The sequence below is a fragment of the Pseudomonas putida S13.1.2 genome (assembly GCF_000498395.2).
Lineage (GTDB): Bacteria > Pseudomonadota > Gammaproteobacteria > Pseudomonadales > Pseudomonadaceae > Aquipseudomonas > Aquipseudomonas putida_Q.
Genome location: NZ_CP010979.1, coordinates 1,788,621 through 1,802,201, shown reverse-complemented (window position 1 = coordinate 1,802,201; position 13,581 = coordinate 1,788,621). Strand labels below are relative to the sequence as shown.

The window sequence follows — 13,581 nt, the reverse complement described above, 5'->3', positions numbered from 1 at the left end:
TTGGTTGGGGGGATTGGGGCGTGACACCCCTGGCGCGCTGGGGTATATCTGTTGGTCACCAAGGGGAGCCCGGCAAAGGGCTGAGAAACCGCTGAAGGCTGCAGCGCGGTGACCCTTCGAACCTGATCCGGATCATGCCGGCGAAGGGATGGGGCTTGTTACCTGCCTTTTTGCCGGCCTCACTGCGAGGCCCATCCATGTCAACTGCCAAGGTCTCGCTGTCACCTTCATCAAGGACAGCAACATGACCGAACGTTTCAGCCAGTCCCTGCGCCGCCAAAGCGAGCCGACCTGGTCGGCGGCCGTTGGCCACCGTTTCGTGACCCAATTGTGCGACGGCAGCCTGCCGGACCCGATCATGGTCGACTATCTGGTGCAGGACCATCGCTTTCTCGACAGTTTCCTGACCCTGCTCGGCGCGGCCATCGCCACCGCCGATACGTTCGAGGCGCGCCTGCGCTTTGGCCGCTTTGCCGGGATGATTTCAAGCGATGAGAACACCTACTTCCTGCGCGCTTTCGAAGCCCTGGATGTAAGCCCGGCGCAACGCATTGAGCCGGCTGATACCGCGCCAACCGCAGGTTTCAAGGCGATCATGCGCGAAGCGGCAGCCACCCGCTCATACGCCGCAGCCTTGGCGGTACTCAACGTTGCCGAAGGCCTGTATCTGGACTGGGCCCTGAAGGCGCCAAAACCGATGCCGGACAACTTTGTCCATGCCGAGTGGATCACCCTGCACGACAACCCGGCATTCCAGAGCTTCGTTGCATTCCTGCAGACCGAGCTGGACCGTGTCGGCCCGCAGCACGCCGCACTGGCCAGTGACTTCTACCAGCGCACTGTTGCGCTGGAGCTGGCCTTCTTCGATGCCGTTTACCCGGAGGGCAAATGAGCATGGATATCTTCGAGCGCCTCAAGGGCGCAGCCACCCAACAGTGGCGCAGCTACGTAGACCATAACTTTGTGCGGCAGATGGGTGAGGGCACGCTGAGTGAGGCAGCGTTCCGCACTTACCTGGTACAGGACTACCTGTTCCTCATCCAGTTCGCCCGTGCCTGGGCACTGGCGGCCTATAAGAGCCGTCGCCCGGCCGACATCCGCGCGGCACAGGCCGGGCTGGCGGCGATTCTGGATGAAACCGAACTGCACTTGCGCCTGTGCGCCCGCTGGGGGCTGACCCAGGCCGATATCGAGGCCGCGCCAGAGCATCAGGCCACGGTGGCATACACCCGCTACGTGCTGGACTGCGGCGCTGCCGGCGACCTGCTGGAGCTGCATGTGGCACTGGCACCCTGCGTGATCGGCTATGCCGAGATCGGCCGGACCCTGGCCGACCGGATTGGCGATTTGAGCAACCACCCGTACCGCGAGTGGATTGGCGAATATGCCGGGGCAGGCTATCAGGGTGTGGCGGCAGCTGCGCGCAAGCACCTGGATGAGCTGGCGGCGCGGAGCATGACCGAGCAGCGGTTTGCCGAGTTGGTGGGGATCTTTGGCCAGGCATCCAGCCTGGAGGCGGACTTCTGGCAGATGGGCCTGGACGGGGTGGCATAGCCCCCGGGGGCCGCTTTGCGCAGCCCATCGCCGGCAAGCCGGGCTCCCACAGGGACCGCGCAATGCTTGAAGGGTTGCACCGTACCTGTGGGAGCCCGGCTTGCCGGCGATGGGCTGCGCAGCAGGCCCAAAGTGCTTGGTCGACTGGGTGAATCCTACCCAGCCCAAGCCCGCTTTGGTGCATGAATGCCTCAAAATAAGTCGTTCAGCACACCTTCATAACGCCGAAATGCGACTTTAATGTTCACAGTGCACATCACCACCTGGGCTGCCTGCCCGATTTGATTCCGGGTGACGGCGCTCGAAAAAGCGGCCCGCATATTGCTCTTCCAGCTCCCAACTACCACCCGGAGCCCCGTGCAATGAGCTCACCCAGCGAATTCCCCCTCAGCGAAGCCCCGCAATCCGCCCGCAAGGGCCTGCTGCCGATTGCGATGGTGCTGTTCAGCTTTACCTTTTTCACGGGCACCATGTTCGCCGGCGGCAAGCTGGGCATGGCCTTCAATTTTGTCGACATGTTGTGGGTGGCCACCCTTGGCAACAGCCTGCTGGCCTTGTATGCCGCTGCGCTGGCATTCATCGCCGCGCGTAGCGGGCTGAACACTGTGTTGATGGGGCGTTTCTGTTTTGGTGAAGCGGGCAGTCGGCTTTCGGACTTTCTGCTGGGTTTTGCTGAACTGGGCTGGTACGCCTGGGGCACAGCCACCGTGGCCATCGTGCTGGTCAAGCTGCTGGGGTTGGCAGAAGGTTTCAGCGTGCCGTTGATGGTTTTGTTTGGCCTGGGCTTCAGCATTACTGCCATCATCGGCTTCAAGGGCCTGGACGTGCTGTCGCGAGTCTCGGTGCCGTTGATGTTCGTGCTGCTGTTGGTCTCGATGTACATTGCCACCCGCGATGTCGGTGGCTTTGCCGGCCTGGCCGCAGTAGTACCGCACGAAACCATGACCTTTTCGGCAGCAGTGACCATGGTCTTCGGCACCTTCGCCAGTGGCGCCACCCAAGCCACCAACTGGACACGCTTGTCGCGTAGCGGCCGGGTGGCGGTGATCGCCAGCGTGGTCGCGTTTCTTGTGGGTAACGGCCTGATGGTGGTGGCCGGTGCCTGGTGCGCGATGGTTTACCAGCAGGCCGACATCGTCGAAGTGATGATGTTGCAGGGCTTGTCGTTCGCGGCGGTGGTGATGCTGTGCCTGAACCTGTGGACCATCCAGGGGCCGACCATCTACAACGTGTCGGCCGCCGCCTGCCATTTGCTGCGCAGCGAGCGCAGGCGCACGGCAACCCTGCTGGCGGCCGGGGTTGGCATAGTGCTGGCGATCGGTGGCATGTACGAAATGCTGATCCCGTTCCTGGTGCTGCTGGGCTCGATCATTCCACCAGTGGGCGGGGTGATCATGGCTGACTTCTGGTATCGCCACCGCGGCAAGTACCCGGCACTGGCCACGGTACGCCTGCCACGCTACAACCTTATCGGGCTGTTTGCCTATGCCGTGGGCGCGGTGCTGGCGTATGCCTCGCCGTGGGTCGCGCCGCTGGTGGGTATCGGCGCCTCGGCCCTGTGCTACATCGCCCTGCTCGAACTGGGCGCACGCCACAGGGCACCAGGCCAGGCGGGTGTCGAGCCGTGAGCCTGGCACTGGACGAAATCCTGCATTTGCCTGGCCTGCACGAGATGCGTGTGCTGGCCGGGGCACGTAACCTTCAGCGGCGGGTGCGCTGGCCGTATGTGGCGGAAAACGAAGGCATTGCCGAATGGGTAATGGGCGGTGAACTGGTGTTCGTCACCGGCATCAACCACCCGCGCGGTGAGGCCAACCTGCTGAGCCTGGTGGAAGACGGCGACGCAGTGGGCATCGCCGGCATGGTGATTCTCACTGGCGGCAGCTTTATCCAGAGCGTGCCTGCGTCTGTCATTGCGCGAGCCGAGCAACTTGGCCTGCCGCTGATCGAGCAGCCCTATGCGCTGAAGATGGTGGTGGTGACCCACCTGATCGGCACGGCGCTGGTGCAGATGAGCCAGGTACGCCGCTCGCGTCACGATATCCTTGGCCAGCTGCTCACGGGTGACTACCCGAGCCTGGCCATTGCCCGGCAGCGGGCAGCGCACCTGCAACTGGCACTGGACGAACCGCGGCGGTTGCTGGCTTTGCGCCTAGCGGGCGTGGATGGCTTGTTCGAGCGCTATGGGCTGACCCACGGCGAGCGTACCTGGCAAGCTACCCGTCAGGCCCTGGAAGACCAGCTTGAAGCCTGGTGCCGCCAACGGGCAGGCAGCGTGATGGCGCAGCTGCCGGGTGATCTGTTCGTGGTACTGCTGGCAGATACGCACGACTTGCCTGAGGCGTTGGCTGTGCTTTACCGGCAGTTGCAGGCCACGACGTGTGAACTGAGTTTGCACATGGGTTTGTCGAGCGTCGCCGACGATTGCGCGCACTATCGCCAGGCCCTCAACGAGGCTCGTCAGGCCCTGGACGTCGCGCAGCACCTGCGCCCAGCCAACGGCTATTGCAACTTCAGTGAACTTGGCGTGCTGCGCCTACTACAAGGCATCATCGACCGCTCGCTGATCGACGATTTTGTCAGCCGTACGCTCGGCCCGTTGATCGCCCCTGGGCGCAAGCAGGCCAATGCCTTGGTGCACACCCTCGACGCCCTGCTTATGGAAAACGGCAACGGGCAAAAGGCCGCACAGCGCCTGGGGCTGCACCGCAACACCATCAATCAGCGCATCCAGCGCATCGAACAACTGAGCGGGCAGTCCATTGATGACCCGCTTTTTCGCATGAATGCTTCGGTCGCCATGCTGGTATGGCGCATGAGCGAAGCCCACGACAAGGAGTAACAGCATGAACATCATCAACGCACGGCTGCGCGGCAAGCCTGGTCTGTTCCGCATCGAACTGAACGGCGAGCGCATTGCCGCCATCGTGCCGCAGACCGAGGTGGTAGCGCCCGTTGCCGCCCATGACCAGGACGCAGGGCAAAACCTGGTGGTGGCGCCCTTTGTCGAGCCGCATATCCACCTCGACGCCACACTGACTGCCGGCGAACCCCGGTGGAACATGAGCGGGACCCTGTTCGAAGGCATCGAATGCTGGGCCGAGCGCAAGGAAATCACCACCCATGAAGACATCAAGACACGCGCGAAAAGGACCATCGGCATGCTGGTGGACCACGGAATCCAGCATGTGCGCACCCACGTCGATGTGACCGACCCGAAACTCACCGCGCTCAAGGCTATGGTCGAGGTGCGTGACGAAGTACGCGAGCTAGTCGACCTGCAGATTGTCGCCTTCCCGCAGGAGGGGATCGAGTCGTACGCCAACGGCCGGGCGCTGATGACCGAAGCGGTGGCCATCGGCGCCGATGTGGTCGGCGGCATTCCGCATTTCGAGAACACCCGCGAGCAGGGCGTGTCATCGGTGAAGTTTCTGATGGACCTGGCCGAGCGTACCGGTTGCCTGGTGGACGTGCACTGCGACGAGACCGATGACCCGCAATCACGTTTTCTTGAAGTGTTGGCCGAAGAGGCCCGGGTGCGCGGCATGGGTGCCCGGGTGACGGCCAGCCATACCGTGGCCATGGGCTCGTATGACAATGCCTACTGCTACAAGCTGTTCCGCCTGCTCAAGCTGTCGGGCATCAACTTCGTGTCGTGCCCGACGGAGAGCATTCACCTGCAGGGGCGTTTCGACAACTACCCCAAACGCCGTGGCGTCACCCGTGTTGCCGAGATCGACCGTGCCGGGATGAACGTGTGCTTTGGCCAGGACTCCATCGTCGACCCGTGGTACCCGTTGGGCAATGGCAATATCCTGCGCATTCTTGAGGCCGGCCTGCACATCTGCCACATGCTCGGCTACGAAGACCTTCAGCGTTGCCTTGACCTGATCACCGATAACAGCGCCCGCACCTTGAACCTGGGCGAGCGCTACGGCATCGAGGTGGGGCGGCCGGCAAACCTGTTGCTGTTGTCGGCGCCTGACGATTACGAAATGGTGCGCACCCAGGGGCATGCACTGGTGTCGGTACGCAATGGCAAGATGCTGATGCAGCGTACGCCGGCGCAGGTGCAGCGTTTGCTCTGACTTCGCTATGGGTTCAGGTGCTCAGTGCCGGGCAGCGATACGCCCGGCCAGCGCGGTGCGCATGGCGGTCAGCCAGCCTTGGTCCTGCAGCAGTGCCAGCGGCTGCCCGGTGAGCGCCGAGAGGACCAGCATCAGGCCATCGTTGCTCGGCAGGCCCTTGGAAGGGTTGTCATAAAAACCGGTTGAAAGCTTGACGGTGAAGGTAGGGCTGCCTTCGATGTAGGCCGATTTCACGCAGCAGTCACCGTTCGCCGCTTGAAATGCGAAGGCCTGCACGGGCGGTACCTGGACCTTGCCGCTGGAGTAGGCGATGAAGCCTTATTCCAGCAGGCTAACTGCCAGCTCCGGGTTGAAGCTGGCGGTGATCTGCGCCTTGCTGAAGACTTTCATTGAACGGCCTCGAGGAATTTTTCCAGCACGATGTTACGGCCGCACAGGATCACTGCGACACGCTTGCCCTGATAGCGCTCGGCGAGCTTTTTCATGCCGGCGACCGCAACCGCTGCAGCGCCTTCGATGATCCAGCGTTCATTGCTGGCGATATCGCGCATGGCGGCGCGAATTTCGTCTTCGCTGACCAGTACGGTATCGGTGAGCAACGCCTGGCACAGTGGCAAGGTGATGGCGCCGGGCTCAACGCCGCCAGCTGTGCCGTCCGACAGCGTTTCGCGGGCGTCCACCTCGACAATCTCTCCGGCCTTGAGGGATTGCTCCAGTGCCGGGTCATTCGCCGGCCAGCAGCCGATTATCTCGGTACCCGGCTTGAGCACGCGCAAGGCGGCAGCGATGCCGGCAATCATCCCGCCACCGCCGACGGCAACAAACACCGCGTCCAGGTCGGGTGCCTGCTCGAACAACTCCATGCCGATGGTGCCCTGGCCGGCAATGACTTGCAGGTCGTTGTAGGGGGACACGAACGGTACACCCTGAGCCTTGGCTTGCCTGCCTGCCTCCAGCTCTGCACTTAGCGGGTCCGTGGGCAGGCAAAGCACTTCGGCGCCCAGCGCACGCATCGCCTCCAGTTTGTATGGCGAGGCGGAAGTGGCGGTGTAGACAGTCACTGGCACGCCAGCCGTTTTGCCGGCCAATGCGAGTGCCTGCCCATGGTTGCCGGAAGAAGCAGCGATTACCCCATGCTTGCGTGCTTCGGTCGGCAGCAGGCGGATCTTGTTGCTGGCGCCACGGAACTTGAACGACCCCGTGTGCTGCAGGTGTTCGCATTTCAACAAGACTTCGCAGCCGGTCAAAGCCGACAACCGGGCGCTGTAGGTGAGCGGTGTGATGCTGACGGCTGGGCGCAGTGCGCTGTGTGCTTCCTTGATGGATTCGTACAGTGCATCGAGGTAAAGGCTGTCGGCAAAGGTCGGTGAAGCTGTAAAGACTGGCATGCTGCGCTCCATATGGAATATCTGTCTACGGTAGAATAATTATCCATGGTAGACAAGTGCGCGAGCACAGCCGGTGGCGGCGTTCTGTCGGTCAAGGGCGCGCTAGGTCTTCAGCTCTTTCAGGTACTTGTACACGGTGGCCCGGCCCATGCTCAGCACGTTGGCGACATAGTCAGCACCACTTCGCCCTTCGAACGCGCCTTCGGCGTGCAGTGCCTGCACGAGGCTGCGCTTGTCCTTCATCTGCAGTGTCTGTAGCGAGAGGTTGCGCGCTTGCAGCCACGCATGCAGGAAGGTGTTGATACGTTCCTGCCAGTCGTTGCGGAACAGCGAGTCAGGTTGCGGTACCAGCCGGCCCATCTGGAAGAACGCATCGAGCGCGACACGGGCTTGCTCCAGTACCGACACGTTCAGATTGATGCACATCAGGTGCTCGGCTTCGCCCTCTGCGTTGCGCAGGACGGTACTGATAGACCGGACCTTCTGGCCGTTCCAGTTGAGCTTCTCGTACGGGCCCAGGTTGGCGCCGTCAAGCACATCGCCCAATTCGTGGTCGATCGCCGAATCATCGCCCAGTTTGCGTTGGGAGAAGTTGTTGGCGATGTGCACCACCGTCTGGCTGCGCAGGTCATGGACGATGACTTCAGCGTGCGGGTACAGCAGCAGGGCGATGCTGTCGGCGATTGCCTTGTAGTTTTCCAGGTTCATTTTCTGTCGGTAATCAGTGCTGGACGCCCATGGTGGCGGCAAAGCGTAACCGGCACAAGGTCGTGCGCCTGCGGCTTCCGTACGGCTGCCTGCGTCAAAAACAACAGCATTTTGCTTCTCACATGCGATAAGCCGTGATTATTCCGCCTGAGGAAATGTTTGCAGGCATGGTGAATTATCGCCATAATTAGTACGTAATTACATGGTACATAACACAGTACAAAATCGTAGGAGCAAGCATGGCCCGGGGCGGTATCAACAAGGTGGTAGTGCAGCAGGCGCGTCAGGCGCTGATTGCCCGGGGCGAGAACCCCAGCATCGATGCCATACGTATCGAGCTGGGCAATACCGGCTCCAAAACCACGATCCACCGCTACTTGAAGGAGTTGAACGGCCAGCAACCGGTGGCTTCTGAAGGCGGCGTGGCGCTGAGCGATGTGCTGAGCCGCCTGGTCGGGCAATTGGCAACCCAGCTGCAGGACGAAGCCGACCTGAAGATCGAGCAAGCCGAGAGCACGTTCACTCAACAGCGGGAAAAGCTTGAAGCGCAGTTGGAAATCGCCCAGCAAGCTCTGGCTGCTGCGCATCAGCAGCACAAGATCGATGCAGCGGCATTGGCCGCCGAGACAGAAAAACTGTTGTCCACACAAAGCACGCTGCAAGCCGAACAGCTACGCAGTGCCAGCCTTAACCAATCGCTGGGTGAGTTGCAGGTGCGCCTGGCCGACAAGGACGAACAGGTCAAGTCGCTGGAAGACAAGCACCGCCATGCCCGTGATGCCCTGGAGCACTATCGCAATGCCAGCCGTGAACAGCGCGAGCAGGAACAGCGCCGCCACGAAGCGCAGTTGCAGCAGATGCAGGTGGAAGTACGTCAGTTGCAGCAGGGCATGATCGTCAAGCAGGACGAACTGACCCGCCTGCACCGGGATAACGAGCGCTTGCTAGGTGAGCACCGCCAGGCGGCCAGTGAGTGCCGGGCGCAGGACGAGTTGCTGGAACAACGCGATGCGCAGATTCAGGGTTTGCGCACGATCCTGGCCCAGGCCCAGGGCGCCAGTGAGGAAATGCGCCGGCAGCTGGATGTGCAAGCGCAAAGCCTGGAGAACAGGCGCGATGTGTGCGCTGAACAGGCGCGGCAGTTGCAGCGGTTTGAGGAGCAGCTGAAGGAACGTGACCAGGCACTGGCGCAATGTCGCGCGCAACTGGCCCCGGTTGCAGATTAATCAAACTTTCCGTGGCTGGCGCGTTCTTCCTTTGACACTCACGGGAGAAAACGCCATGCATGATTCAGAGCCAGTACGCAAAGAGGGGCCTCACTCGACGGAGCAGGCGGATAAACCGGACGACCTTGGTTTCGACCCTGATTCCCCGGATGTCGACGACCCGCAGGTGGATCCGCAAGGTCCGGCCAAGGCGCCCAGGGACATTGAAAAGGACAAGTGAGTGCGGTCAGTGCGGGAGATCGCCCAGCTCACTTCAACAGAGCACCTGCTAGCTCAAATGAGCTAGCAGGTTTTCCATGAAAGCGGCCTTATGGCCCGATGGGCAAGTATTCAGGATTCGGCTTGTCGCGCAGCTTCAACACCCGACGCCGACAGCTTGATCGGGTAGTGCACGCTGATCTGGTGGTCACTCCCCACCACCACGCTGCCGTCGTGAATCAGGCCGGCTTCCTGCAGTGTCTTGAGCATGCCAGCCACCGCTTTCTCACCGCGGTAGTTGTCCAGCACTTCCTTGCCCAGCCCTTCAGGGTGCGCATGCAGCAGGCGGGTAAGCACTTCGGTTTTCAATGCATCGTTACTCATGGGGGGCCTCACTTGGCGTGCTTGGCCTGAAGCGCCTTGGCATGCTCCAGGTGCTGTTCGAGTTTGGGCAGGGTTTCGCTGGCAAAGGCCTTCAGCTCGGCCTTGTCGGACGATGCAGCCTCTTTCTTGAACAGTTCCACCGCTTTTTCGTGAGCGTCGACCTGGTTGTTGAGGTACGACTTGTCGAACGATTCATCACGCCATTCCAGGATCATTTTCTTGACCTTGTCGGTCATGGCTGCCTCGTCCGGAACGGAAATGTCCAGCTTGCGGGCGATGTCGCCGAGTTTCTGGTTTGCCTGGGTGTGGTCAGTGACCATTTGCTGGGCGAAGGTCTTGATTTCGGCATTCTGGCTTTTTTCCTTGGCCAGGTTGCCGGTGACCACTTCGGCAATGCCAGCCTCGGTGGCCGCATCGACGAAGTCGTCGGAGCTCGCCGCCAGTGCGTGCACCGATGCCAGGCCCAACACCATGGAGAAACCAACGCGCTTGATGAAGAGATTGCTCATGCTTCACTCCTTAAACCGTGGCGCGACCTCAGTGTCGCTTACAGTTGAGGGTGAGGGTGAGGCAAAGGTTTAATCTTTTTCGCCGCCGGTTTCGTCTGTACGACGCTGAACTATAGTGAAGGGCGGCGAACGCGGTATGGCCAGGGACTTCAATGTGCGCAGCCAGGAAACAGGATGACGACGGACTTTTCACGCTAACAGGCGAGGGCCGCGCCGTGGCGCTGTTCCGCCTGGTACTGGCTTTCATGTTGGTCGTGATGCTGGCATTTGTGCTGGTGGAAGGCTGGCGCATCTGGCGTGACTACCGATACGCCTACAGCAATGCCGAGAACATGGTCAGCAACCTGGCCCGGGCCACGGCGCAGCATGCCGAGGACGCTATCCGCCAGGTCGACGCCATTACCGCTGCCTTGGCCGAACGCCTGGAAGGCGACGGTTTCGAGCGCATCGACCGGCCGCGCCTGCATGCCTTGCTGGTGCAGCACAAAAGCATCATGCCGCAACTGCACGGGCTGTTCGTATACGGTCCGGACGGTAGCTGGATCGTTACCGATCAGCCGGCAATCCCGCCCAACGCCAATAACGCCGACCGCGACTACTTTGCTTACCATCGCAACCACACCGACCGGGGGGTACGTATCGGTTCGGTGGTACGCAGCCGTTCGACAGGCGATCTGATCATTCCTATTTCCAGGCGCCTGGAATATGCCGACGGCAGCTTCGCCGGTGTATTGCTGGGCACCATCAAAGTGGAATGGTTCGTGCGCTATTACGGCGACTTCAAGATCGACGAACGCGGTGCGCTGGTGCTGGCCAAGCGTGACGGTACCATCCTGGTACGGCGCCCGTTCGTGGCACAGGTGGTAGGCCGCAGCCTGGCCAACAGCGAGATTTTCCGTAACCACCTGCCGTATGCCGCAGAAGGGGTAGCCGAGGCGGTCGCGGTGATCGATGGCACGCCGCGGCTGTATGGCTATCGCGCGTTATCGAGCTACCCGCTGGTAGTGGAGGCGGGCTTGTCGCGTGAGTCGATCGTCGCGCCTTGGCGGCATGATGCAATCAAATCGGTGGCGGTACTGTTGCTGTTACTGGTCGGGCTGGCCGCGTTCGCAGGTGTGGTGCTGCGCCAGTTGCGCGAGCGCATTGCCATAGAGCGGGCGCTGCTCCAGGCACATCAGACTCTGAAAGCGCTGGCCTTGACCGACAGCCTGACCGGGCTGGGTAACCGTCGCCGGCTGGATGCGGTGTTCGAGTCAGAGCTGCGCCGGGCACGCCGCCAAGGGTATTCGCTGGCGCTGGTCATGCTCGACCTGGATTACTTCAAAGCCTATAACGACCACTACGGGCACCCGGCAGGCGACCAGTGCCTGCGGCGCTTTGCCGAGGTGCTGCAACAGGCCTTGAAGCGGCCCGCCGACCTGGCTGTGCGCTATGGCGGCGAGGAGTTCACGCTGTTGTTGCCCGACACCGATGGCCGTGGGGCAGAGGCGTTGGTGCAGGAGCTGCAGCAACTGTTACGCCGGCAGATGCTGGAGCATGCGGCCAGCCCATTGGGACGGGTATCGTTCAGTGCGGGGATCGCAGTGGGCGACCTGGCGCGGGAGGGCGTGACTGCCGAGGCGCTGGTCGCGGCGGCAGATCGGGCGTTGTACCAGGCCAAACAGCAGGGGCGGGACCGGTATAGCGTGGCGGGGAGTGTGGTGCTGGGTGTGGATTCGTGATCTGGCTTTGCGCCCCCAACGGCTAATGAGCAAGGCAGCGGCGCATTGCACATCGCCCTTGCAGACCGTGAACGTGCTCACTGGCAAGCATGCCCCGGAGTCGTTCGGCCCGCAAGCCGGGCGCACGCAAACCCCACAATGCGCCCAGCCGGATCCTCTGCCACCCAGAATCTCTCCTGTGGGTCTAGTCCGCCGCCAACTCCTGCGGCTGCAATTGCCAGCGCACCGAGCTTACGCCTTTTTCCAGGCTGACCCGGCTGACCAGCCGCTCCAGTTGAGCCGGTGCCTGCGCGGTGCCCAGCAGTTCGGCGCGTACTTCCAGGCGCGCAGGGCTGTCCAGGTCTGCGCTCTGCAGTGACTGCAACCGCAATTGCGGATCGCCCAGGCTGTGCAGCATCAGGCTGCGCACCTGGATCTCGTCCTCGGCGCGGCAGACGATGCGCACTTCGAAGTGTTGTTCCACTTCGCTGGCCGGCACCACGTCCTGACGATCCAGGCGCTGGGCGATGTCACGCAACAGGATATTGGCGCACAGCACCACCAGGCTACCCAGTGCCGCCTCCAGCAGCAGCCCAAGGCTGCACAGCACGCCTACTGCAGCGGTGCACCACAAGGTGGCCGCAGTGTTCAGGCCACGCACGTTGAAACCATCGCGCATGATCACGCCGCCACCGAGAAAGCCGATGCCTGATACCACATACGCGGCGACGCGCGACGCATCGGCAGGTGCCATGCCTGGCACCGCCTGGGTCATCAGCACGAACAGGCAGGCACCGGTACTCACCAGCGCATTGGTGCGCAGCCCGGTCAGGCGTTGGCGCAATTGCCGTTCGGCACCGATCAGTGCCCCCAGCAGCAGGGCAATGCTGACGCGCAGCAGAAATACTTTCCAATCCATAGCAAACCTCTTCCGCAGGCACACGCCCGCATGAACGCCATCAGTTGGCGCGGTTGAAAAACCAGAAAAATGCGCAGGACCACGAGGAGGGGAGGAGAAGCGGGGGTTACAGAAAACCACCGTCTTGCCAGAGCGGCCAGACAGTACAGGTCACTGCCGGGCTAGCGCGCCACGTGGGCCTGTCGCAAGCGACTGGGGCTACTGTCCAAGGCAGGTCTCCTGTTGAGGAAGGCAAAATTGCGTCGCGGACCATACGCCGCGTGGCAGAGCAGGTCAAGGGTGAAAACATGACGATGGCTTCATCCGTGGGTGGCCTGCAACCCGTCACGCTCGCATGGAAAAAAAACCAGGCAGCCGGTACCCTTGCGCCTCCCTTTGCCATCCACCGGACCGTTCCATGCTGTTCAATCTCGCCGTATTGTTCGGCACCCTGGTGGCCATGGAGGGCGTTGGCACGCTGGCTCACAAGTACATCATGCATGGCTGGGGCTGGTGGCTGCACCGCTCGCACCATGAGCCACACCTGGGCATGCTCGAAACCAACGACCTGTACCTGGTGGCTTTGGGGCTCATCGCCACAGCGCTGGTCGCCTTGGGCAAAAGTGGTTATGCACCGTTGCAGTGGGTGGGTGGCGGCGTGGCGGGGTACGGCATGTTGTATGTCGTGGCCCACGACGGCTTCTTTCACCGGCATTGGCCGCGCAAACCACGGCCGCTCAACCGCTACCTCAAGCGCCTGCACCGTGCGCACCGGTTGCACCACGCGGTGAAGGGGCGCACGGGGAGTGTGTCGTTCGGGTTTTTCTATGCGCCGCCGTTGAAGGTGTTGAAGCAGCAGCTTCGGCGCGAGCGCGGTCAGCCATAACGACCCGGGCGGGTTGACTCGGTCCCTTGTAGGAGCGGCCTT

At 62.0% G+C, this 13,581-nt stretch carries 14 protein-coding genes, 1 pseudogene and 1 riboswitch; of the genes and pseudogenes, 9 read left to right on the top strand and 6 right to left on the bottom strand.

Going from position 1 to position 13,581, the window contains the following annotated elements; translation table 11 throughout:
* Positions 1 to 51: 51 nt before the first annotated feature.
* Positions 52 to 166, top strand: a riboswitch (TPP riboswitch).
* A 78-nt stretch (positions 167 to 244) separates the two neighbouring features.
* From N805_RS08215 to codA, 5 genes are all read left to right on the top strand, one after another.
* Positions 245 to 892 (top strand): TenA family protein, encoded by a 648-nt coding sequence (locus N805_RS08215; protein WP_028613995.1) that lies wholly within the window; start codon positions 245 to 247, stop codon positions 890 to 892.
* The gene (locus tag N805_RS08210) at positions 889 to 1,554 is read left to right on the top strand and encodes a TenA family protein (RefSeq protein ID WP_033742512.1); all 666 of its coding nucleotides are present in this window, start codon (positions 889 to 891) and stop codon (positions 1,552 to 1,554) included. The genes N805_RS08215 and N805_RS08210 overlap by 4 nt, the downstream gene beginning before the upstream one ends.
* 362 nt (positions 1,555 to 1,916) lie before the next feature.
* Complete coding sequence (gene codB, locus N805_RS08205; RefSeq protein WP_028613997.1) at positions 1,917 to 3,182, top strand: cytosine permease; 1,266 nt, start codon at positions 1,917 to 1,919, stop codon at positions 3,180 to 3,182.
* A complete protein-coding gene (locus N805_RS08200; RefSeq protein ID WP_028613998.1) occupies positions 3,179 to 4,396 on the top strand; it encodes a PucR family transcriptional regulator in 1,218 nt (405 codons plus the stop codon). Before codB ends, N805_RS08200 begins: the two co-directional genes overlap by 4 nt.
* A gap of 4 nt (positions 4,397 to 4,400) precedes the next feature.
* Complete coding sequence (gene codA / locus N805_RS08195) at positions 4,401 to 5,642, top strand: cytosine deaminase (protein WP_028613999.1); 1,242 nt, start codon at positions 4,401 to 4,403, stop codon at positions 5,640 to 5,642.
* Positions 5,643 to 5,669: 27 nt separating this feature from the next.
* On the opposite strand, the pseudogene N805_RS08190 reads toward codA, so the two are convergent.
* The 3 genes and pseudogenes from N805_RS08190 to N805_RS08180 all read right to left on the bottom strand — a co-directional run.
* Positions 5,670 to 6,032: pseudogene (locus N805_RS08190) on the bottom strand (ornithine cyclodeaminase family protein); the annotation flags it as partial.
* Positions 6,029 to 7,030, bottom strand: a complete 1,002-nt coding sequence (locus N805_RS08185) for a threonine/serine dehydratase (protein WP_028614001.1) — start codon at positions 7,028 to 7,030, stop codon at positions 6,029 to 6,031. The gene N805_RS08185 and the pseudogene N805_RS08190, both read right to left, overlap by 4 nt.
* A 102-nt stretch (positions 7,031 to 7,132) precedes the next feature.
* On the bottom strand, positions 7,133 to 7,738 hold the full coding sequence (locus tag N805_RS08180; RefSeq protein WP_028614002.1) for a helix-turn-helix transcriptional regulator: 606 nt from the start codon (positions 7,736 to 7,738) through the stop codon (positions 7,133 to 7,135).
* A gap of 239 nt (positions 7,739 to 7,977) precedes the next feature.
* Here N805_RS08180 and N805_RS08175 point away from each other — a divergent pair, with 239 nt between their 5' ends.
* Together N805_RS08175 and N805_RS30730 are read left to right on the top strand one after the other, a co-directional pair.
* Entirely contained in the window at positions 7,978 to 8,964 is a 987-nt protein-coding gene (locus tag N805_RS08175; RefSeq protein WP_028614003.1) for a DNA-binding protein, read from the top strand.
* Between the two features lie 55 nt (positions 8,965 to 9,019).
* Complete coding sequence (locus N805_RS30730) at positions 9,020 to 9,184, top strand: DUF6021 family protein (protein WP_196305297.1); 165 nt, start codon at positions 9,020 to 9,022, stop codon at positions 9,182 to 9,184.
* A 110-nt stretch (positions 9,185 to 9,294) separates the two neighbouring features.
* Here the strand turns inward: N805_RS30730 and N805_RS08170 are convergent, their stop codons facing one another.
* Positions 9,295 to 9,546: a hypothetical protein gene (locus tag N805_RS08170; RefSeq protein WP_028614004.1), complete on the bottom strand. Its 252-nt coding sequence runs from the start codon at positions 9,544 to 9,546 to the stop codon at positions 9,295 to 9,297.
* Positions 9,547 to 9,554: 8 nt separating this feature from the next.
* Positions 9,555 to 10,055: a DUF4142 domain-containing protein gene (locus N805_RS08165; protein ID WP_028614005.1), complete on the bottom strand. Its 501-nt coding sequence runs from the start codon at positions 10,053 to 10,055 to the stop codon at positions 9,555 to 9,557.
* A gap of 152 nt (positions 10,056 to 10,207) precedes the next feature.
* On the opposite strand from N805_RS08165, the gene N805_RS08160 reads away from it, so the two are divergent.
* Positions 10,208 to 11,776: a sensor domain-containing diguanylate cyclase gene (locus tag N805_RS08160; protein ID WP_028614006.1), complete on the top strand. Its 1,569-nt coding sequence runs from the start codon at positions 10,208 to 10,210 to the stop codon at positions 11,774 to 11,776.
* 184 nt (positions 11,777 to 11,960) lie between these two features.
* Here the strand turns inward: N805_RS08160 and N805_RS08155 are convergent, their stop codons facing one another.
* Positions 11,961 to 12,674, bottom strand: a complete 714-nt coding sequence (locus N805_RS08155) for an MgtC/SapB family protein (RefSeq protein WP_028614007.1) — start codon at positions 12,672 to 12,674, stop codon at positions 11,961 to 11,963.
* Between the two features lie 397 nt (positions 12,675 to 13,071).
* Here N805_RS08155 and N805_RS08150 point away from each other — a divergent pair, with 397 nt between their 5' ends.
* Complete coding sequence (locus tag N805_RS08150) at positions 13,072 to 13,539, top strand: sterol desaturase family protein (RefSeq protein ID WP_028614008.1); 468 nt, start codon at positions 13,072 to 13,074, stop codon at positions 13,537 to 13,539.
* Positions 13,540 to 13,581 lie beyond the last annotated feature (42 nt).